The sequence below is a fragment of the Methyloceanibacter stevinii genome, assembly GCF_001723355.1.
Taxonomy (GTDB): Bacteria; Pseudomonadota; Alphaproteobacteria; order Rhizobiales; family Methyloligellaceae; genus Methyloceanibacter; species Methyloceanibacter stevinii.
In genome coordinates this window covers 171,513-192,093 of record NZ_LPWE01000010.1, presented here as the reverse complement: position 1 = coordinate 192,093, position 20,581 = coordinate 171,513, and the positions used below count along the sequence as shown (strand labels likewise).

Genomic DNA, 20,581 nt, shown 5'->3' with positions numbered 1-20,581 from the left:
TCTCTGAAACTGCTACGTCGCTGCAAGGCGGATGACGAAGCGCGCACCGCCGCTGCGCTTTACGCCCGCCGCCCCGGCTTCGCCTCCCGGCGCCGGCCGGTTCTCAGCGTAGAGCCGTCCGCCATGGGCCGCGATGATCTGGCGCGAGATGTTGAGACCGAGGCCGGAATTTTGGCCGAACGTCTCGTGGGGCCGATCCGTGTAGAAGCGCTCGAAAATGCGCTCCAGATTCTCCGGCGGGATTCCCGGGCCCTCGTCTTCGATCAGGATTTCGATATTGGTCCCACGCCGCCGCGCCGTGATGGTCACGCGGCCTCGCGGCGGCGAGAAGGAGATCGCGTTCTCGATCAGGTTCACCATCACCTGGTGCAGCCGGCTGTCGTGACCGAAGACGCGATACGGGTAGGTCCCGGGCGCATGCTCGATCTCCAACGAAACTTCGGGCAGCTCGTCGAGGTGGATGTCGTTGTAAAGCGACACGGTTGCACGCAGAAGGTCGTCCATGTCGACAGGCCCCGCATCCTCGCGGGCCAGTTCCGCGTCGAGACGCGAGGCATCGGAGATGTCGCTGATCAAACGGTCGAGCCGCTTCACGTCGTGCTGGATGATTTCCATCAAGCGCGTGCGCGATTCCTGGTCCCTAACCACGGGCAGAGTCTCGGTCGCGCTGCGCAGCGACGTGAGAGGATTCTTCAGTTCGTGCGCGACGTCGGCGGCGAAACTCTCGATCGCGTCGATCCGGTTGTAGAGCGCTGCCGTCATGTCTCTGAGCGCGCCGGATAGATGGCCGATCTCGTCGGAACGGTCCGTGAAGTCCGGGATCTCCGCGCGCGCCTTGACGCTGTGCCGCACGCGCTCTGCCGCGACCGCCAGGCGCTGCATGGGACCGGCGATCGTGTTCGCAAGAATGAGAGACAGGACGACCGTCACAGCCGCGGCGAACAGCGCGACGCGGAAGATGCGCCAGCGTTCCGCGGCAACGACCTTGTCGATATCGCCGCCCCGGGTCGAAAACAAAAGCACACCGAGCACCGACCGCATGCGTTCGACGGGAACGGCAACGGAGACGACGATCTCACCCTTCTCGTTCTTGCGGACGATGGGAACGGACGTGCCCGTTAGCGCGGCTTCGACCTCTGGGTAGGCTTTCCCGTTCACGGTTCCGATCTCCGTATAGACCGGCAGGTCCAGCGGCTGGAACTGATTGGCCACCGCGTTCCAGAACGTTGTCAGCGCGTCGGGTTCGCTCGTTTCCGGCGGCGGCAGGTCGTAGCGCAGCACCTCGCCGCGCGAATAGAACGTGTCGGAATCGAGGATCAGTGCACCGTCGCGATCGTAGATGCGCGCGCGGCTGCCCGTCGGTTTCACCAGCGGGCGCAGGATCGGTGCGGCGCGCTCGGGATCGATCGTGAATCCGAGCGCGTTGGGAAGCGTGTCGCTCTCGGAGAAGGCGGCATCGCCCATTTCCCGTTCCAGGATCGTCTCCGGGTCGACGTCGGACTCGCCGGCATCGACGCCTGCCGATGCGGCGATAGCGCGGGCGATGATCTCGCCTTGCGTCTGAAGGCTCTGGACCTCGGCGCCGATCAACGCGGCGCGCAGGTCGTTGAGATACAGAATGCCCGAGACGAGGATCGCAAGGCCGATGAGATTCAGCACGACGATCCGGCGGGTGAGGCTCGAGAAGCCGTGACGGAACGGACGGTGCTGCCCGAGCCAGCGCGTGGCGCGGCGGACCCAATAGAGACCGGCACGGCCCACGCGCATGGCGCGGGCGCGCCACGTTCCGGAGTCCGGCTGCCAGGACCTTTCGGCCTCGGCGGTCATTGGTGCCGCCTGTTATTCTTTGAAGCGATAGCCCACACCATAGAGCGTCTCGATCACATCGAAGCTTTGGTCGACGGCCTTGAACTTCTTCCGCAACCGCTTGATGTGGCTGTCGATTGTGCGGTCGTCGACATAGACTTGATCATCATAGGCCGCATCCATCAGCGCGTCCCGGCTTTTTACCACGCCCGGGCGCTGCGCCAGCGCCTGCAAGATCAGGAACTCGGTCACGGTGAGGGTCACCGGCAACCCGTCCCACACGCAGGTGTGGCGCTCGGAATCCATTTTCAGCTTGCCGCGCTCCAGGACCTTGGACTTGTCGTCCGCCACTTGGGCCGTGTCGCGGGGCTGGGCGCGCCGCAGCACCGCCTTGACGCGCTCGATCAGCAGACGCTGCGGGAAGGGTTTCCGGATGTAGTCGTCCGCACCCATCTTGAGGCCGAACAGCTCGTCGATCTCCTCGTCTTTCGAGGTGAGGAAGATCACGGGCATCTCCGTGCGCTGACGAAGGCGCCGCAGGAGCTCCATGCCGTCCATGCGCGGCATCTTGATGTCGAGGATGGCGAGATCGGGCGGACTGTCGAACAAGCCGTCCAGCGCGCTGGCGCCGTCGTTGTAGGTCTGGGTCTTATACCCTTCCGCCTCGAGCACCATGCGCAAGGAGGTAAGAATGTTTCTGTCGTCATCGACAAGGGCAATTGTTGGCATAGGGGGGGCCTTTTTGCGCGCTGTACGCGATTGACTGGGTGTTATGCTCCTAGCGCTGCGTGAAAACCATGGCAGCATCGGGGCAAAGCTTGGGGCGCCGTGCGCCCGACCCATCAATACCGGGATGCAACAAAAACCGTTATGGCGCAAGTAAATAACTCTCCAGAATTACCCGATATGGCAGGGATCGCGGCCGAAGCGCGCAGCCTCGTGCGACTATCGACCAAGGGCACTTTGGCGACCTTGGAGGCCCCTTCCGGGGCGCCTTATGCCTCGCTCATCACCCTGGCGACGGAGGTGGACGGGTCGCCCATCTTCCTCATTTCGACGCTGGCCCGGCATACGCGCAATCTGGTGGCCGACCCTCGCGCGGCGATCCTTCTGGACGGGACGGGTTTGGGGGGTCCCGGCGGCGGCGATCCGCTGCAAGGCGCGCGCCTGACGCTCAGCGGGCGAGCCGAACGGACGGACGATCCGGCCGCTCGCCGGCGGTTCCTGGCCCGGCAGGCTCAGGCCGCGTTTTACGCGGATTTTCCGGATTTTTCGTTCTGGAGGCTGGAAATCGAGGCGCCCATTTCATCGGCGGCTTCGGCCGCATCGTCGACTTATCGCCGGAGGACCTGCTGGTCCCGCTCGCGGGCGCGGAGAGCCTCCTGGAGGCTGAGGACGGCATCGTCGCGCACAACGAGGACCATGCCGCCGCCGTCGCTCTCTATGCGCAAGTCTTCGGCGGTGTGGCGCCTGATCCGGCGGCACCCCCTTTGGCTAATGAGCGGGCTCGATCCGCTCGGGTGCGATCTTGTGCGGGGCACCGAGGCCCTGCGGATCGATTTCAGGGGCCGGATTCACACCCCGCAGGACGCGCGAAAGGAACTCGTACGACTTGTGGATGAGGCCAGGGCCACGCTAGGCTCTGCCTGACAATTGCCATTGGCCTATTTGCCGATAGGCGTTTTCCAAGAACGAAGCATATTGGAGAAAGCTCCATCGACTAGAACAACAGACAACATCAAATAATAGGGACGGAAACGCATGAATGTTCAGTCAAAAGTGGCCCCGACCACGAATCCGAAAGTGCTGGAGTTCGTGGCCGAGGCGCAAAAGCTATTCAAGCCGGAAGCAGTCCATTGGTGCGATGGCTCCAAGGAGGAATACCAGGCGCTGCTGAAGGCGATGGTCGATGGCGGCACGGCGATCTGGCTGAACCAGGAGAAGCGCCCGAACTCCATCCTGGTCCGTTCCGACCCTAAAGATGTCGCCCGCGTCGAAGACCAGACCTATATCTGTTCCGAAAAAGAAGAAGACGCCGGCCCCACCAACAACTGGTTCGACCCGGCCAAGATGAAAGAGACCCTTTCCGCGCTCTACGACGGCGCGATGCAGGGACGCACCATGTATGTAGTGCCCTATTCCATGGGGCCGGTCGGTTCCCCGATCGCGGGCATCGGCGTCATGGTCACGGACTCGGCCTACGCCGTCGCCAACATGCACATCATGACCCGCGTGGGAGATGCCGTCTGGGGCGCGCTCGGCGACAGCGACGATTTCGTCCGCGGCATGCATACGGTGGGCGCGCCGCTTTCGGCGCCGAACCAGGCCGACGTGCCGTGGCCCTGCAGTGAAACCAAATACATCTCGCATTTTCCCGAGACGCGGGAGATCTGGTCCTACGGGTCCGGCTATGGCGGCAATGCGCTGCTCGGCAAGAAATGCCACGCCCTGCGCATCGCGTCCGTGAAGGCGCGCGACGAAGGCTGGCTCGCCGAGCACATGCTGATCCTCAAGCTCACCAATCCGGAAGGCGAGGTGAAGTATATCGCCGCCGCTTTCCCGAGCGCGTGCGGCAAGACCAACCTGGCGATGCTGAACCCAACGATTCCCGGCTGGAAGGCCGAGACCATCGGTGACGACATCTGCTGGATGAAGTTCGGCGAAGACGGACGCCTCTATGCGATCAATCCGGAGACCGGGTTCTTCGGTGTGGCGCCGGGCACGTCGGACAAGTCGAACTACAACGCCATGCGGACCCTGGATGCGAACTGCATCTACTCCAATGTCGCGCTCACCGATGACGGCGACGTTTGGTGGGAGGAGATGTCGAAGGAGCCGCCGGCCCATACCACGGACTGGCTGCGCCGCTCCTGGACCCCGGACGCCGGCCGGCCGGCCGCGCATCCGAACTCGCGCTTCACCGCGCCCGCCGGCCAGTGCCCGGTCATCGCTTCCGAATGGGAAGACCCGAAAGGTGTGCCGATCGATGCGATCTTGTTCGGCGGCCGCCGCGCCTCCGTCGTGCCGCTCGTCACGGAAGCCGCGTCCTGGCGCCAGGGCACCTTCCTCGGCTCGATCATGGCCTCGGAAAAGACCGCGGCCGCCACGGGCGGACTTGGCAACCTGCGCCGCGATCCCATGGCGATGCTGCCCTTCTGCGGCTACCACATGGGCGACTACTTCGCGCACTGGCTGAAGGTTGGCGAGAAGGGCGGCGATAAGATGCCGAAGATCTTCTACGTGAACTGGTTCCGCAAAAGCCCCGACGGAAAATTCCTGTGGCCGGGCTTCGCCGAGAACTCGCGCGTGCTGAAGTGGATCTTCGAGCGCTGCAATGGCAAGGCCGAGGCCGTGGACACGCCACTCGGCAAGATCCCGGCCGAGGACGGGCTCGACACCGAAGGTCTCGATGTCGATGGCGAGGACATGAAGGAGTTGCTCCGCGTCGACGTCGAAGGTTGGAAGGCGGAGATCCCCTCGATCAAGGAGCACTATGAGTCCTTCGGCGACAAACTGCCGGGCGGCTTGAAGGAAGAGCTCGCCGATCTGGAGCAGCGCTTGGGCTAGCGCGTCTCCAAAGTACCAAGACACGGAAGCATGGCCGGGCTTGTCCCGGCCATGCGCCGTTTTGGGCACCGTTTCGTGCATCTCGCCCTTGCTCCCGGCGGCAACGCCCCTTACGCACTCCCGGATGAACAATCCCCAATCCGTCGTCGCGGCCGGCCATAGCCTGACCGCCGAGGCCGCCGCCGAAATCCTCGCCGATGGCGGCAACGCCTTCGATGCGGCCATTGCCGGCGTGTGCATGAGCTTCGTCGCCGAAGCCGTGTTTTCCTCTCCGGGCGGCGGCGGCTTCCTGATGGCGCGGGCCGCGGGCCAGCGGGCGGCGAAGTTGTTCGACTTTTTTCGTGGAGACGCCGCTCAAGCGTCGACCCGCGAACGAAGTCTCTTTCTTTCCGATCAACGCGAATTTCGGACCTGCTACCCAGGAGTTCCATATCGGGCTTGGGGCCAGCGCCACGCCCGGCATTGCGCAAGGCCTCTTCGCCATGCACGAGGCCTATGGGCGCCTGCCTATGAAGCGGCTGGTCGAGCCGGCCGCCGCGCGGCGAACCAAGGGTTTCCGCTCTCGGACTTCCAAGCCTATCTGTTCACGGTCGTCGCACCGACCTGCAGGAAAGTGCGTCGGCGCGGGCGATCTTCGCCCCCGGCGGCACGCTCCTCAAAGGCGGGGATACCTTCCGCAACGAAGGGCTCGGCGAAACGCTCGCCTGGCTCGCCGAGGACGGCGCACGCCTTTTCGTCGATGGCGATATCGGCCATTCCATCGCCGCCCAATCCCAGGGCCTCGGCGGGCATCTCACCATGGACGACCTCAAACGCTACGAGGTGTGCGTGCGCGATCCGCTCCTGTGGCGCTTCGGCGGCGGTGCCGTCGCGCTCAATCCGCCGCCGAGCGCGGGCGGCGCGCTCATCGCCTACGGCCTGTCCTATCTCGAGGCCCATGCCGCGCTGGGGCAGGAGATCGATGCGCGCGCGCTGGGCGCGGCCATGATCGCGACCAACGAGGTGCGCGGCACCCATGGCAATCAGCTCGCCGCGAAGCTGGCGGCCGGTGCTCTCGCCGGGGAGATCGCCGCGAGCGTGGCAGCCCCGCAGGCCTATCGCGGCACGACCCACATCAGCGTCATCGCGCGGAGGGTACGCCGCCGCCGTCAGCCTCTCCAACGGCGAGGGCAACGGTTTCATCGTCGGCGACCACGGCTTCATGCTGAACAACATGCTCGGCGAGGAAGACGTGGTGGGCGGCGAGCCTGGCGAGTTTCGCGAAGGCGTGCGCATGTCCTCCATGATGGCCCCGACGATCATTCTGGAAGCCGACGGCACGGTCACCGCGCTCGGCACGGGCGGGTCCAACCGTATCCGCACCGCGATTCTGCAGGTGGCGGTCAACATCATGGCGCACCGTATGGAGGTGGAGGACGCGGTGAACGCGCCGCGTCTGCATGTCGAACGCTGCGGCACGGTGAGCTTCGAGCCGGGCTTCACGGAAGAGGAAGAGGCGGCCCTGCGCGCGCTCAGCGCGAAAGCCAAGGCCTGGCCCGAGCGGAACCTGTTCTTCGGCGGCGTGCATGTGGCGCGCTGGCACGAGAAGAAGGGCGCGCAAGGGGCCGGCGATCCGCGCCGTCAGGGCGTCGCGAAGGTCGCATAGCGGTCTTTGCACCGTCCCGAGCACTAGAAATGCTGAGAATTCTTAGTTCAGTTGCAGCGCAAAAACTCCCTAGCAATATGATTGCGGGCGAATTTCTCTTCGCACCGGCCCTGTGGAGATGCACCGCACAAGAACTAGTTATGCTTTGACAATCACCCTGCCAGTCGCAAACATATTTCTGGGTTGCACCAATCATTTTGGTGAGAGGTGTGACCTGATGACAGACAAATCCCCCAATGATTCTCTTTCGGTGGAATGGGGCCGCTTCAAAGCGGGCGCGCGAGGAAGCTTTGCGATCGTTGCGCTGCTTCTGATCTTCGTTCTTGTAGCTACCACCTACGTTTTTGGCTTCTGGCGTGTCACTTCCGTGTTCTCATCCTATGTCGCAAACGAACAACACGGTGTCGCACACAGGCAATAGGACTGTCGGTACCGGTGCGATCCTGCTGCAACCTTTGCAGGGAGGGAGACCCGCATGAAAAACGCCGTCGCGATCTATCACGTGGCATTCGAGGATGCCGGCACGGTCGGCCCCGTGCTCGCCGAGCGCGGCGTCGATCTCACCTATCTTCAAGCGGGACGCGACGATCTCAGCCCGGCGCTCGACGCCGATCTCGTGCTCATCCTCGGCGGGCCCATCAGCGTCTACGAGTTCGAGCGCTATCCTTTCCTGACCGACGAGTTGAAGCTGATCGAGGCCGTGGTCAAGAAGGGTACGCCCGTGGTGGGCATCTGCCTCGGCGCGCAGGCCCTGGCGGCGGTGCTCGCGGCCCGCGTCTACCCCGGCGCGGAGAAAGAGCTCGGCTGGGACCAGCTCACCTTGACCGAGGAAGGCAAGGCCTCGCCGCTCGGCGTGCTGGAAGGCCTGCATATTCTGAACTGGCACGGCGACACGTTCGATCTGCCGTCCGGCGCCACGCGGCTCGCTTCTACCACGATCACGCCCAACCAGCCTTCGCATACGGCCCCAACGTGCTAGCGCTGCAGTTCCATGTGGAACTGCCCAAAGAGGACATGGAGCGCTGGCTCATCGGTCACACGTTGGAACTGGCCAACTCCAATGTGGATTTGGGCGAGATGCGCGCCACCGCGGCCCGTTATGCCCCGGCCACCAACGAAGCCAGCCATCGGCTGTTCAACGATTGGCTCGATCGCTTGCCGCGCAGCTAGCCGTCATTCGGCGCCGCCTTCGACCGGCGTTCCGTACAGGGTGATGGCGAGACCGAGCACCATCAGCGCCGCATAGGAGATGCATAGGGGCCCGAACGGCTTGTTGCGGTGCGCGAAGTGCGCTGCGATGCCGGCCTGGATCGCGTAGTAAGCTGCGAAGGCGCGCGAGGCATAGGCGATGATCTCGAACACGTCCGCGGTCCAGGTCAGGGCAATGCCGACGACGATGAGCAGGAGATAGCCGACCCGGCTCGAGACCCTGCCGTGCGTCAGCTCCTCGAACAGCCCGCCCGATCCGCTCGTGTCGGCCACCGCGGCGCTGAACTGCGCGCTCAGCGCCGCGACCACCAGCAGCACCGTGAGGATCGGGGCGACCATGCCCATCATGTCGACCACGGCGGTCTCCGAGAAATGCAGGTCCTCGCGCGCGAACACGAAGGTGACGAGACCGATATAGACGAGATAGATCGCCGTCGAGATGATCTGGGCGAGCCGCATCGAGGCGATGCGCGTCTTGGCGGAGTAGGTCTCGCCCAGATAGCGCGAGGTCTCGAAGCCTTGGACCGTGACGATCAGGCCGAAGAGCATCGCCACTGCGTTCCAGCCCGTGACCTGCGGCGTGTTCAGGACGAGCGCGCCTGCGGATGCCTTAGCGCCGAAATAGCTCGCAAGGCCCACCAGCAACCCCCCGATGACCGCAAGCTTCAGCCCAACGGAAATCTGCTCGAGCCGTTCGAGCGCGGAGAAGCCCCGCGTCCAGCCGATGACGAGAATGAACGCGAACATCGCGGTGGTGAGCAACTTCGCCGAAAAGTCCTGATCCACATCCGCAAGGCTGACACCAAAGGCGCCGAACAGGTTCAGGTAATACGCGACCGAGATGATGTAGGCGAAGGCCAGCACCCAGGACGAGATCGACTCCAGCCGCTCGACCGGTGATCCGGCGATCCAGCCGTCCTGATCGTAGGCGGCGATGTTGAAGCGGATGGCCGAGCCGAACATCGCCGCCATTGCACACAGCGCGGCCATAGCGAGAAGCCCGTAGGCGCCGAAGCGGTCGTCGAGGATAGGGCCGAGCACCAGGAAGCCCGAGCCGATGATCGAGGCCAGCGGTGTCAGCGTGGCGCGCCACAGACGGTTGTTGGCGAGCTTCGGCCACGCCATCAGCCCCGCGCAGGCGGCCGTCGTCAGGAGTATGAGGGCGCTAAGCATCATGGGAACCAATCGTCCAACCAATAGCGAATGACGCGTGCGAGATCATGTGGGCCGGTGCCCGTGCACGCAAATCGCGGTTAGCGTTCCGGCGTCTGCCAGTCCGAGGGCGGCACGTTGCGCCGCCGCAGCCGAATGGCCAGCCCCAAGGCGACCCCAACTGCGATGGCAATAGTGAGATTGGTCAAAACCGTCAGCACCAGCGTCAACACCAGCAGAACCCGGTCCGCCAGCCGCTCCGCCATGTAGCCGCGCCATTTGTGCGGCTCGCTCATGTACCAGGCGGTCAGGATGAGAAGTGCGGCGAGCGCCGGCAGCGCGAGATGCCCGGCAAGGGGCGCCGCGACCAGCATGATCAGAAGCACCGCGAGCGCATGGATCAGCCCCGCGACCGGCGTCTTGCCGCCCGCCCGCACGTTCTTCGCCGTCCGGGCGATCGCGCCCGTCGCCGGAAGGCCGCCGAACAGGGCCGAGCCCACATTGGCGGCGCCCTGGGCGATGACCTCCGCATTCGGCCGGTGCCGGCTGCCGATCATGCGGTCCGCGACCATGGCCGACAGCAGGGATTCGACCGCCGCAAGGAAGGCGATGACGAGGGCGCTCGGCAACAGTTCCACCACGCGCTCGAATGACAGTACGGGCAGGGCCGGCATCGGCAGGGTCTGCGGCAGGGGCCCGTAGCGCGAGACGATGGTATCGGCTGGCAGCGCGAAGATCGCGATCACGGCCGAGACGATGGCCACCACGATGATCGTGCAGGGCAGGCGCGGAGCAACCCGGCGCAGCAGCACGATCGAGACCAGCGTCACAACGCCGATCACAAGAGCCGTGAGACTGGCCGTGTCGCGCGCCGCCCAAAGCGCCGCGACCTGGCCGCGGAAATCGGCCGGCAGCGACTCCACCTGGATGCCGAATAAGTCCTTCAGCTGGCTCGTGGCGATGATCACTGCGATGCCGATGGTGAAGCCGTTGATGACCGCTTCGGGGATGTATTGGATCAGGCTTCCGGCCCGGAGCGCGCCGGCGATCAGCAAGATGATCCCGGCCATCAGTGTCGCCAGCACGAGACCGTCATAGCCGTGCTCGGCGATGACGCCGTAGACCACCACGATGAAGGCGCCGGTCGGCCCGCCGATCTGGACTTTGCTGCCGCCGAGCAACGACACCAGAAACCCGGCCACAATCACCGTGACGATGCCTTTCGCCGGGTCCGCCCCCGAGGCGATGGCGATGGCGATACTGAGCGGGATCGCGACCAGCGCGACCGTCAGCCCCGCGACCGTGTCGCTGAGGAAGTCCGCGCGCGTATAGGTCTGGAGGGTAGTGATCAGCTTAGGCTTCATGGGCCCGTGTCGCGCACCGGCCCACCCGCCGTCAATGCGCGAATTGCCCCGGCCGCCCTGGAGGTGGGACCAATTCGGGTGCGAGCGTGTTTACGTCGCAAGGTCCCGTCGAAGGTGCGGACAGCAAGATGGAGGATACGCCCGATGGTGAACATCTATCTCTTTATCGAATTGTTGGGTTCGGCCAATGCCATGGCCACCCTCGATACCCTCAAGGCGCTGGAAATGGACAACTGCCATTTCGCCAATGTCGTGAGGTTGTCGGACGAAAAGCTCGTGGCCCAACTCGACTGTCAGGACTCGCCCGACGGCGACAAGGCCATCCTCAACCAGATCGCCAAGGTCGACGGCGTGGTGCAGACCAACATCGTCGCCGCGGTCCGGCCGCGCCACGGCTAACACCTAATGCGCGGCCTCCCAGTTGTCGGCGGCGCGGGCGTCGACCTGTAGCGGCACCTTGAGCTCGAGCGCGGGGGCGGGCGCGGTTTCCATGATCTCGCGCGCGACCTTCATGGTCTTCTCCGCTTCCTTTTCCGGCGCTTCGAAGATCAGCTCATCGTGAACCTGTAAGAGCATGCGCGCTTCGAGCCCCGCATCGCGTAAAGCCTCCGGCATGCGGATCATGGCGCGGCGGATGATGTCCGCCGCCGACCCTTGGATCGGCGCGTTGATGGCGGCACGCTCGTAGTTGCCGCGTAGCGACGGATTCTTCGTGTTGATCTCGGGGTAGTGGACTTTGCGCCCGAAGAGGGTCGAGACGTAGCCGGAATGCTTCGCCTCCGCCTTCATCTGCTCCATGTAGTCCTTGATGCCCGGGAAGCGCTCGAAATAGGTCTTGATATAGGCGGCCGCTTCCCCGCGCGGGATGCCGAGCTGCGCCCCGAGGCCCACGGCCGAGATGCCGTAGATGATGCCGAAATTGATTGGCTTTGGCGCGCGGCGCACGCCGGGGTCCATGCCCTCAATGGGCACGCCGAACATCTCCGACGCCGTCATGGCGTGAATGTCGAGGCCGTCCGCGAAGGCCTGGCGCAAAGTCGGCGTGTCGGCCATGTGGGCCAGCACGCGCAACTCGATCTGGCTGTAGTCCGCGCTGATCAGCGTTTTGCCGGCCTCGGCCACGAAGGCCTTGCGAATCTCGCGGCCCTCCTTGGTGCGCACGGGAATGTTCTGCAGGTTCGGCTCTTGGCTGGCGAGGCGCCCCGTCGTGGTGGACGCCAAAACGTAGCGCGTATGCACGCGTCCCGTGTCCGGGTTGATGTAGGCCGGCAAAGCATCCGTGTACGTACTTTTAAGCTTCGCGAGTTGCCGCCATTCGAGGATCTTCTGCGGCAGATCGTGGCCCGCGGCCGCGAGCTCCTCGAGCGCGGCGGCGTCCGTGCTCCAGGCGCCGGTCTTGGTCTTGCGCCCGCCGGGCAGGCTCATCTTGTCGAACAGGATTTCGCCGAGCTGCTTGGGCGAGCCTATATTGAAGTCCTCGCCAGCCAGTTCGCGGATCTCGTCTTCGAGCCGCGCGATGGTCTGCGCGAACGAGCCGGAGAGGCGTGCCAGCATGGCCCGGTCCACCTTGATGCCTGCCCGTTCCATCTCCGCAAGGACCGGCTCCAGCGGCCGCTCGAGCGTCTCGTAGACGGCCGTGACGCCTTCCGACGGCATGCGGGGCTTCAGCACCATCCACATCCGCATGGCCGCGTCGGCTTCTTCGCCCGCGGCTTCCGTGGCGCGGGGCACGTCCACCTGGTCGAAGGGGATCGCGGACTTGCCGGTGCCCACCACCTCCTTCTCAGTGAAGCAGGTGTGTCCGAACAGGGCCGCCGTCCGCTTCGCAAGGCTGTGGTCCGAGCGCCCGGCATCCAGCGCATAAGAGATGAGCGTGGGGTCGTCGACGCTGTCCAGGGCGATGCCGTAGCGGGCCAGCACCACCATGGCGGGCTTGGCGTCGGCGATGATCTTCAGCACGGCCTCGTCTTCGAGCAGCGGCTTCAGCAGTTTCAGCGCCTCTCCGGGAGGAACTTGCGCAATCTCCGGACCGCCGCCGAGATCGAGCCCGTCACCCGCGCGATGGGCCATGGGAATGTAGGCCGCCTTGCCGGGCGTGAGCGACAGTGCGATGCCGGCAATGTCGGATGCCATGGGGTCGGCGCGGTCGCGTTTCACCGACAGGGCCACGAAGGCTTGCTCGCGCGCCGCCTCCACGAGTTCCGATAGCCGTGCGGTGTCGGTCACGGTCTCGTAGGTGGCGCGGTCGAAGGGGATATCCTCGATCCGGCCTTGGCGTTCGGCTGCCAGTTCGCGGGGCGATCCGCCCTGCACGGCAATATCGCGGGCGGGTCCGGTGGCGCCGCGCGGGCTCTGCCGCAGCGGATGATCGTAGTCGTCCTTCTTCTTGCGGGCAGTTTTCTTGGGCTTGTCGAGGCCGTCAGGGACGGGCGCGCCGAGCCCCTCGGCCACGCGTTTCGTCAGCGTGGTGAACTCCATCTCGCGCATGAAGCCGAGCAGCGCCTCAGGCTCCGGCGCACGCACGGCCGTCTCGGCCAGCGGCACGTCCAGCGGCGTCTGCGTGTCCAGCGTCACGAGCGTGCGCGACAGCCGCGCCTGGTCGGCAAATTCGATCAGGTTCTCGCGGCGCTTCTGCTGCTTGATCTCGGAGGCGCGCGCAAGAAGCGTATCGAGGTCGCCGTACTCGCCGATCAGCAGGGCGGCCGTCTTGACGCCGATGCCCGGCACACCCGGCACATTGTCGGACGTGTCGCCGATCAGCGCTTGCACCTCGATGACCTTGTCGGGCGGCACGCCGAATTTCTCGACCACGCCTTCCTCGCCGATCACCTTGTTCTTCATGGTGTCGTACATGCGCACGCCGGGTCCGACGAGCTGCATCAAATCCTTGTCGGACGAGACGATGGTGACGTCGGCGCCGGCGTCCTTGGCCTGCAGGGCGTAGGTCGCGATCAGATCGTCGGCCTCGTAGCCGAGCTTCTCGATACAGGCCACGTTGAAGGCGCGCGTTGCATCGCGCACCAGCGGAAACTGGGGCACGAGATCCTCGGGCGTCTCCGACCGGTTGGCCTTGTAAGCCTCGTAGAGGTCGTTCCGGAACGTATGCTCGGACTTGTCGAAGATCGCCGCCAGATGGGTCGGCGGGTCGAGCTCGCCCGCGTCCCGCAACAGCTTCCACAGCATGGCACAGAAGCCGTGCACGGCTCCGATGGGCAGGCCGTCAGAGGGGCGCGTCAGGGGCGGCAGCGCATGATAGGCGCGGAAAATATAGCCCGAGGCATCGATCAGGTAGACGTGGTCGCCAGGCCCCGCGGGTTTGTTGGGCCCTGCGGGCTTGCTGGCGCCGGATGAGGCGGTGCTCTTCTTGGTCATGACCGGGCGACTATAAGGACTGCGTGGCCCGCGCGGGAGGGGGAAACCCTAAACGACCACAAGGAGCTTGCACGAGACGGCGGTAGGGCGTCAGGCCTGCGGCTCGTGCTCGTCTTCCTTCTCGTCCATGACATTGCCCGGTGCGAAGGCCTTGTCCGGACCGCCGAAAGTCGCGTCGATATAGCTCCGGAAGTACTTCTCGAGCGGCGGGAAGGCACGCGCGAAGCGCCGGAAGTCCTTCTGCGCGGTGAAGAGCAGCAGGCCGTCGTCAAGCGCCTCGACGAGGCCGGTGCGCAAATGCGACTTGAGTAGCACGCGCTCGCCGAAATGGTCGCCAGGCCCGAACTCTTTCTCGAAATGCTCGCCGGTGTCGGGATTGTCGATGGTCAGTTTGAAGCGGCCCTTGATCACCGTGTAGAAGCCGTCGATCAGCATGCCGGGTTCGAAGACCTTGTCGCCCTCCCAGTAATGGATGTAGCGGGTGGCCGGCGCCGGCATGCGCAGTTGCACGATATTGGGCGGCATCACGGCGTTGATCATCCAGTTCAGCCCGACGCGGAACTTCGACACGAGACCCGGCAGGAAGGACAGATAGAATCCGCGCCACAGAAGCCAGGCCAAAATTCCGTGCATTTTGACGCCGTAGACGTCCGCCACGGCCTTACTCATGCCGAGCGAGGCGAGCGAGCCCTTGGACGTGTAGGCAAAGGCTTCAGCGGCTCGCCCTTGAGCTTCGCCACGATGTTGGCGGCCAGCTGGGCGCCCTCGCGGACCGCGAACTGAGCGGTCTGCGTCGCGTAGTCCGCCGGATCGTCCTGCGGGTCGTCGTTGAGCGGGATCAGCGCCGCGTCGCCCAGTGCCCAAACATGGTCGTGACCGGGCACCTGCATGAACCGGTTCGTCTTGATGCGGCCCCACTTCATGTCGAGGCCGAGCGCGTCCACGAGCGGGTGCGGCCCGTTGCCGATCGTGGCCACGATGGTCGAGGAGTTGATCACCCGGTCGTTGGTCAGCTCGACGCCCGTGGACGTGGCCGACTTCGTCCCCACGCCGGTCAGGACCTCCACCCCGTTCGCCCGGAGATTCTTGGTGGCGTAGTCGGCGAGGTCCGCGGGGAAGGTGGGCAGGATGCGCGGCGCGAACTCGATGAGATACATGCGGATCTCTTCGGGCTTGATGTTGTGGTAGTAGCGCAGCGCGCGGCTGATCAGCTCGTTGGTCTCGGCAGCTGTCTCGACGCCTGAAAAGCCAGCACCCACCACGACGAAGGTCAGGAGCTGATCCTTGACCAGCGTATCGGTGGTGACGTCCGCGGTCTCCAGGCAGCCGATCACGTGGGTGCGCAGCATATGCGCATCCGTCAGGTCCTTCATCGTCAAGGCGTGGTCCGACATGCCCGGAATGCGGGCGAGGTCCACGCCGGTGCCGAGCGCGATGACGAGCTCGTCGTAGGGCAGTTCCACGGGCGTCATCCGGGCGCCCTGGATGACGATGACGATCTTCCGCTCGAAATCGATGCCCATAACGCGCGCCTGGCGCACCTGCACCCGGCTCAGGAGTTGCCGCAGCGGCACCACCGCGTCGGAAGAGTTGAGGTTCGACGACGCCACCTCCGGCAGGAGGGGCTGAAACACGAAATAGTTGTTGTTGTTGATCAGCTCGACGTCGACATTGCCGCGTGCGAGCTTCTCCAAGGATTTGGCCGCGAACACGCCGCCAAAACCGCCGCCGATAACGATGACCTTCTTTTTATCCGCCATCCTCTTATTCACCCTCGGCTGCCCAGCCGCCTCTTAGCCTTGAGGCCGCATAGGTGACGCCTATGCTCAAGCGCGTCAAGTAAGCCATGAAGCCGGGTTTTCCGGCCTCTCAGGAGGCCTTGGCCGGCGGGCTCACGGGTGTGGGGTCCAATTTGGCCCAATCCGGGCGTTTGAACAGGAAGCTGAAGGCCGTGTCCCGGACCACCCGGTGCAAAATGAGGGGGGTAACGACGCCCATGGCGGTCACGATCAGCGAGACCAGCCCCGTGTCGAGCCCGGGCGCGAACTTCAGGAGCAGAATCCGAGTCGCGGCCATGGGCAGGAAGAAGGCGAGATAAATGACGATCGAGTTCTCGCCCGCATAGCGCACGAAGTCGGCCAGGTCCAATCGCCAGAGCAGCACGCCAGAGGAGATCACGGCGAGCGCTCCCAGGAAGCCCAGCCCCAGATTGACGACCGGGAGCTCGGACACGCCGCCGAACACCATCAGGGCCTCGAAAACAGCCCAGGCCAACAGCAGGGCAGCGGCTTCGCGCGGATGCTGCTGCACCGTATCCGCGAAGCGGAAGAAGAAGGCCGCGAAGACGTAGCCGGAGTAGAAATAGACGAAGCGGGCGCAGAATTCGTCGATCACGATGCTGCCCGTGTCCACGCCGGCGATCTGCAGCGCCGCCGCCAGGGGCCATACAATGAGCGGCGAGACGCCACGCGTGAGCTTCGAGACCACGAAGAAGATGGGCAGCAGGTAGATGAACCAGAGCGTGCTGAAGGGCTGGATGTAGGCCAGGGCATAGGCTTCCAAGGCGCCGGCCAAGCCATCTTCGATGAAATGGTGCGACTTGACCACGAACTGGATGGTCACCCAGAGGACGTAGAAATAGGCGAAGTGGACGACCTTCGTATCGAGATACCTGCGCCAGGGGCGGTCGATCACGCGGGCGAGAAAAAGGCCGGAAATCAAGAAAAAATCGGGCATGCGGAAGGGCTTGGCGAAGGCTACGAGCGCGCCCATCCAGCTCGGTTCGCCCGTGGCCTCTTGGACGCCGAGGGTCGAATGCATCATCACCACCATGATGATGCAGATGCCCTTGGCGTAGTCGACCCACGCAATCCTGTCCGAACCGGTCGCCACCCGCTCCTGCCTCCGTTCCTCGGCTTACTGGCCCCCGCTCCGGCGAGTGGGCGCGGCCTGCCATCCCTCCGGCTATAATACCTCTCAAGCCGGGTTAAGGGGCCGTTGCTTCGCGATCACGGTTTGGTTAGGTTCGCGCACAGATTCCGCGAAAGCACCCGTAGCTCAGCTGGATAGAGCGCTGCCCTCCGAAGGCAGAGGTCACAAGTTCGAATCTTGTCGGGTGCGCCACAAACAGGGTCCTCCGCGGGCCAGAACGCCCGCAACGCGCGCTGGTCCTGAGCGCGACATGGGGACACGTTCCAACTCCTCCGAGGCCGCCACGGTCGTCGCGATCAGGAGGGCCGTTGTGAGATCGTTTCTCTTGGCGATCGGCTTGGTGTTCTTGCCGGCCCCCTTGATGTGCGCCGCCCAGGATCAGCCACCCGCTCAGACTGTCGAGGCGAAGGCCGCCCTGCTGGCCGCAAGCTGTTCGGGATGCCATGCCAAAAACGCAAGCGATGAGGGGTTTCCATCGATCTACGGGCGCCCGGCGGCCGAGATCCGCGATTTGCTTCTCTCTTTTCGATCGGGACAGCGCGAAAGCACGGTGATGGGCCGGCTCGCCAAAGGCTACGACGACGGGGAGATCGCGCTTTTGTCGGACTACATCGCCGCACAAGGGACCGCGCACTGATGCTGACGGACAGCCTCTCTTCCTTGCATGGGCACCCGACCGTATGAGCTCTGGCCCCAGCACGCCGACCCGCCGCCGGTTCTTGGCGACGGCCGCGACCGCGGCGATTGCCGCCAGCCTGCCCACGCGGTTGAAGGCGGCGGGCACGTCCGCACGGGTGGTGGTGATCGGCGGCGGTTATGGCGGTGCGACCGTCGCACGTTTCTTGCGCGCCGCCGATCCGCGCCTTGAGGTGACGCTGATCGAGCCGAAGCGCGCTTACTATTCCTGCCCCTTCAGCAATGCCGTGATCGCCGGGTTGAAGCCGTACTCGATACTGCGCTTCGGCTATGACGGCGTCGAAGCTGCGGGCGTGCGCGTCGTGTTCGAGAAGGCGACCCGTGTCGACCCCGCTGCGAAGACCGTGCGGACGGACGGGGGGCTCGTCTTCTCCTACGATCGCTTGATCATGGCGCCGGGCATCGAATTCATCTGGAACGCGATCGCGGGCTACGATGAAGCGGCGGCGGAAATCATGCCCCATCCTGGAAGGCGGGGCCACAGACCGTGCTCCTGCGCAAGCAGATCGAGGAAATGCCTGACGACGGCGTGGTGGCCATCGCGCCACCCACCAATCCGTTTCGATGTCCCCCCGGTCCGTATGAGCGCGCGAGCCTGATCGCGCACTATTTGAAGGCGCACAAGCCGCGCGCGAAGGTGCTCATCCTGGACTCGAAAGAGTCCTTCTCGAAAGACCTCCTGTTTCGGCGCGCCTGGAAGCAACTCTACGGCGATAGGGTCGAATGGCACGGGATCTTCGATTTCGGACGCGTCATCGCGGTCAAGCCAAAGGAGAAGGTGCTGGTGACGGAGACGCGCGAGTTCCGCGTGGACGTGGCCAATGTCATCCCGCCCCAACAGGCGCCTAGGATTGCCCAGGACACCGGTCTTGCGGACGCAACAGGCTGGTGTCCGATCGATCCGGTGACGTTCGAGTCGCGCCTGCAGCCGGGAATCCACGTTCTCGGCGATGCTTCGATCGCAGGCGCCATGCCGAAATCCGCTTTCTCCGCGAACGCGCAAGGCAAGGTGTGCGCGATGCAGGTCGCCCGTCTCCTGAACGGTGAAGAGCCGATTCGGACGAAACTGGACAATGTCTGCTACAGCCTCGTGGCGCCCGACTATGGCATCTCCGTCGCCGGCGTTTACAGGCAGGGCGACGACACCATCGAGGCCATCGAGAACGCCGGCGGCGTCAGCCCGACTCATGCATCGGACAAGTTCCGGCGGAGCGAGGCGGGCTACGCCCAAGACTGGTACCAGACCATCACGGGCCAGGTCTTCGGCTGACACTTACGCCTTGGAGAATGATCTCCAACTGGAACGGGCGGAAGAACGCCCGCTGACCGCCGCGCTTGACGGTGCGGACGGCAAAGGCGTACGCGGGGTGTCGTCGGAATTGGGGAGGGGGCTCGATCGCTATGTGGCAGGGCGTGCTTCAATCTGCGCTCGGACTTCTCGTCCTGTTGGGCTTCGCCTGGGCCATCAGCGAGGACAGGCGCGCCGTGTCCGTGAAGGTGGTGGCGAGCGCGATGGCGCTCCAGGTCGTTCTCGCGCTTCTGCTCTTGCGCGTGCCGCCGGTCACGGTCGCGCTGTCCTGGCTCAACAAGGCCGTCGAGGCGGTGCGGCAAGCAACGCTCGCCGGAACGTCCTTCGTGTTCGGTTATCTCGGCGGCGGCCCAACGCCGTTCGAGGCCACCGAGCCGCAGAACGTCTTCATCCTCGCGACACAAGGCCTGCCGCTCATCCTGATCGTGAGCGCGTTGAGCGCCGTGCTGTTCTACTGGCGCATCCTGCCGAAAATCGTCCAGGGCTTTGCCTGGCTGCTCGAACGCACGATCGGCCTCGGCGGTGCCGTGGGCGTCGCTTCCTCTGCCAATGTCTTTGTCGGCATGATCGAAGCCCCGCTGCTGATCCGCCCATACTTGCGCGAGATGAGCCGCGCCGGCCTCTTCCTGGTGATGACCGCCGGTATGGCGACGATCGCGGGCAACATGTTCGTGCTGTACGCGGCGGTCCTGTCGCCGGTGCTGGCCGATGCCGCCGGAACGCTCATGACCGCCTCTGTGATCAGCGCGCCCGCCGCCGTTGCCATCGCCGCGCTGATGGTGCCGGGCGATTACACGGGCGATGCGGTTGAGCAGCACGGTCCCGATGAGGACGCCACCAGCGCGGCCGAAGCCATCGTCAACGGTACGCTGAATGGCCTCCGGCTCGTCGTTGCCGTGGCGGCGCTGCTGATCGTGGCCATTGCTCTCGTGCATCTCGTGAATATGGCGCTGGGTCTCTTGCCCGAGATCGGCGGCTTCCGATTGAGCCTGCAGCGCATACTCGGCTGGCTGCTGGCCCCGGTCGCCTGGCTCATCGGCATTCCCTGGAACGAGGCGGGTCTCGCCGGCGAACTGATGGGAACCAAGATCGTGCTCAACGAGCTGGTCGCCTATCTCTCCATGGCCGAACTGCCCGAAGGTGCGCTGTCGCCGCGCAGCAACGTGATCCTGACCTATGCCCTGTGCGGCTTCGCCAATCTCGGCAGCCTCGGCATCATGCTGGGCGGCCTCGCCACGATGGTGCCCGAGCGGCGGGCGGAGATCGTGGCTCTCGGCCCCAAGGCGCTGATTGCCGGCACCATAGCCTGCTTCATGACGGGCGCCATGGCGGGGCTATTCGCCTAAGAACCTGGCTTCCGGTTTATTGTCGGGGAAGGCGTTCACGAGCGGACCGAGGTCGCGCGCCGTGTCCCAGTCGCCGCCGTTCAGTGTTTGACCCAGCCGCACGATGACGAGGTCCTTGGATGGGATCATGGCCACGGCCTGACCGTTGTGACCCAGCATGTAGAACGAGTCCGCGGGCATCGGC

At 64.8% G+C, this 20,581-nt stretch carries 20 protein-coding genes, 1 tRNA gene and 3 pseudogenes; 15 read left to right on the top strand and 9 right to left on the bottom strand.

Annotated features, from left to right (window positions below):
• Positions 1–12: 12 nt before the first annotated feature.
• A complete protein-coding gene (locus tag AUC70_RS04780; RefSeq protein ID WP_069443813.1) occupies positions 13–1,827 on the bottom strand; it encodes a sensor histidine kinase in 1,815 nt (604 codons plus the stop codon).
• Positions 1,828–1,839: 12 nt separating this feature from the next.
• Complete coding sequence (locus tag AUC70_RS04775) at positions 1,840–2,535, bottom strand: response regulator transcription factor (protein WP_045364328.1); 696 nt, start codon at positions 2,533–2,535, stop codon at positions 1,840–1,842.
• 177 nt (positions 2,536–2,712) lie between these two features.
• On the opposite strand from AUC70_RS04775, the gene AUC70_RS04770 reads away from it, so the two are divergent.
• From AUC70_RS04770 to AUC70_RS17495, 9 genes and pseudogenes are all read left to right on the top strand, one after another.
• A complete protein-coding gene (locus AUC70_RS04770; RefSeq protein ID WP_206599312.1) occupies positions 2,713–3,456 on the top strand; it encodes a HugZ family pyridoxamine 5'-phosphate oxidase in 744 nt (247 codons plus the stop codon).
• Positions 3,457–3,567: 111 nt separating this feature from the next.
• Positions 3,568–5,373 (top strand): phosphoenolpyruvate carboxykinase (GTP), encoded by a 1,806-nt coding sequence (locus AUC70_RS04765; RefSeq protein ID WP_069443812.1) that lies wholly within the window; start codon positions 3,568–3,570, stop codon positions 5,371–5,373.
• 124 nt (positions 5,374–5,497) lie between these two features.
• Positions 5,498–5,737 (top strand): annotated as a pseudogene (locus AUC70_RS18760) (gamma-glutamyltransferase); the annotation flags it as partial.
• Positions 5,715–5,921: pseudogene (locus tag AUC70_RS18755) on the top strand (gamma-glutamyltransferase); the annotation flags it as partial. The pseudogenes AUC70_RS18760 and AUC70_RS18755, both read left to right, overlap by 23 nt.
• Positions 5,922–5,976: 55 nt before the next feature.
• Positions 5,977–6,255, top strand: a pseudogene (locus tag AUC70_RS18750) (gamma-glutamyltransferase); the annotation flags it as partial.
• A gap of 133 nt (positions 6,256–6,388) precedes the next feature.
• The gene (locus AUC70_RS16105; RefSeq protein WP_083241260.1) at positions 6,389–7,018 is read left to right on the top strand and encodes a gamma-glutamyltransferase; all 630 of its coding nucleotides are present in this window, start codon (positions 6,389–6,391) and stop codon (positions 7,016–7,018) included.
• 217 nt (positions 7,019–7,235) lie between these two features.
• Positions 7,236–7,439 (top strand): hypothetical protein, encoded by a 204-nt coding sequence (locus AUC70_RS04755; RefSeq protein WP_069443811.1) that lies wholly within the window; start codon positions 7,236–7,238, stop codon positions 7,437–7,439.
• Between the two features lie 54 nt (positions 7,440–7,493).
• Positions 7,494–7,997 (top strand): glutamine amidotransferase-related protein, encoded by a 504-nt coding sequence (locus tag AUC70_RS04750; protein WP_206599311.1) that lies wholly within the window; start codon positions 7,494–7,496, stop codon positions 7,995–7,997.
• Positions 7,991–8,188 carry a type 1 glutamine amidotransferase family protein gene (locus AUC70_RS17495; protein WP_206599310.1) on the top strand — a complete coding sequence of 66 codons (198 nt, stop codon included), beginning with the start codon at positions 7,991–7,993 and terminating at the stop codon, positions 8,186–8,188. Before AUC70_RS04750 ends, AUC70_RS17495 begins: the two co-directional genes overlap by 7 nt.
• Before the next feature lie 3 nt (positions 8,189–8,191).
• Here AUC70_RS17495 and AUC70_RS04745 read toward each other — a convergent pair whose 3' ends face one another.
• A complete protein-coding gene (locus tag AUC70_RS04745) occupies positions 8,192–9,403 on the bottom strand; it encodes an APC family permease (RefSeq protein ID WP_206599309.1) in 1,212 nt (403 codons plus the stop codon).
• Positions 9,404–9,480: 77 nt separating this feature from the next.
• Positions 9,481–10,743: a SulP family inorganic anion transporter gene (locus tag AUC70_RS04740; RefSeq protein ID WP_069443810.1), complete on the bottom strand. Its 1,263-nt coding sequence runs from the start codon at positions 10,741–10,743 to the stop codon at positions 9,481–9,483.
• 144 nt (positions 10,744–10,887) lie between these two features.
• On the opposite strand from AUC70_RS04740, the gene AUC70_RS04735 reads away from it, so the two are divergent.
• A complete protein-coding gene (locus AUC70_RS04735) occupies positions 10,888–11,142 on the top strand; it encodes a hypothetical protein (RefSeq protein ID WP_069443809.1) in 255 nt (84 codons plus the stop codon).
• A 3-nt stretch (positions 11,143–11,145) separates the two neighbouring features.
• Here the strand turns inward: AUC70_RS04735 and polA are convergent, their stop codons facing one another.
• The 4 genes from polA to AUC70_RS04715 form a co-directional block, all read right to left on the bottom strand.
• Positions 11,146–14,115, bottom strand: coding sequence for a DNA polymerase I (gene polA / locus AUC70_RS04730; RefSeq protein ID WP_083241259.1), 2,970 nt, complete (start codon positions 14,113–14,115; stop codon positions 11,146–11,148).
• A gap of 90 nt (positions 14,116–14,205) precedes the next feature.
• Positions 14,206–14,772, bottom strand: a complete 567-nt coding sequence (locus AUC70_RS04725; RefSeq protein ID WP_158007357.1) for a cyclic nucleotide-binding domain-containing protein — start codon at positions 14,770–14,772, stop codon at positions 14,206–14,208.
• Positions 14,773–14,780: 8 nt separating this feature from the next.
• Positions 14,781–15,875: an NAD(P)/FAD-dependent oxidoreductase gene (locus AUC70_RS04720; protein ID WP_069443807.1), complete on the bottom strand. Its 1,095-nt coding sequence runs from the start codon at positions 15,873–15,875 to the stop codon at positions 14,781–14,783.
• Positions 15,876–15,984: 109 nt separating this feature from the next.
• Positions 15,985–17,007 carry an acyltransferase family protein gene (locus AUC70_RS04715; protein WP_069443806.1) on the bottom strand — a complete coding sequence of 341 codons (1,023 nt, stop codon included), beginning with the start codon at positions 17,005–17,007 and terminating at the stop codon, positions 15,985–15,987.
• A gap of 154 nt (positions 17,008–17,161) precedes the next feature.
• Here AUC70_RS04715 and AUC70_RS04710 point away from each other — a divergent pair.
• The 5 genes from AUC70_RS04710 (at position 17,162) to AUC70_RS04695 (ending at position 20,397) form a co-directional block, all read left to right on the top strand.
• Positions 17,162–17,238: transfer RNA gene (locus tag AUC70_RS04710), tRNA-Arg, on the top strand.
• Positions 17,239–17,296: 58 nt separating this feature from the next.
• Positions 17,297–17,683: a c-type cytochrome gene (locus tag AUC70_RS04705; RefSeq protein ID WP_083241258.1), complete on the top strand. Its 387-nt coding sequence runs from the start codon at positions 17,297–17,299 to the stop codon at positions 17,681–17,683.
• Positions 17,684–17,726: 43 nt separating this feature from the next.
• Positions 17,727–18,341 carry an NAD(P)/FAD-dependent oxidoreductase gene (locus AUC70_RS17855; protein WP_244505501.1) on the top strand — a complete coding sequence of 205 codons (615 nt, stop codon included), beginning with the start codon at positions 17,727–17,729 and terminating at the stop codon, positions 18,339–18,341.
• Positions 18,257–19,012, top strand: a complete 756-nt coding sequence (locus tag AUC70_RS17850) for an FCSD flavin-binding domain-containing protein (protein ID WP_244505500.1) — start codon at positions 18,257–18,259, stop codon at positions 19,010–19,012. The genes AUC70_RS17855 and AUC70_RS17850 overlap by 85 nt, the downstream gene beginning before the upstream one ends.
• A gap of 131 nt (positions 19,013–19,143) precedes the next feature.
• Positions 19,144–20,397 carry a NupC/NupG family nucleoside CNT transporter gene (locus tag AUC70_RS04695; protein WP_069443805.1) on the top strand — a complete coding sequence of 418 codons (1,254 nt, stop codon included), beginning with the start codon at positions 19,144–19,146 and terminating at the stop codon, positions 20,395–20,397.
• Here the strand turns inward: AUC70_RS04695 and AUC70_RS16100 are convergent.
• Entirely contained in the window at positions 20,386–20,577 is a 192-nt protein-coding gene (locus AUC70_RS16100) for a hypothetical protein (RefSeq protein WP_083241257.1), read from the bottom strand. The genes AUC70_RS04695 and AUC70_RS16100 overlap by 12 nt on opposite strands.
• Positions 20,578–20,581: the final 4 nt, after the last annotated feature.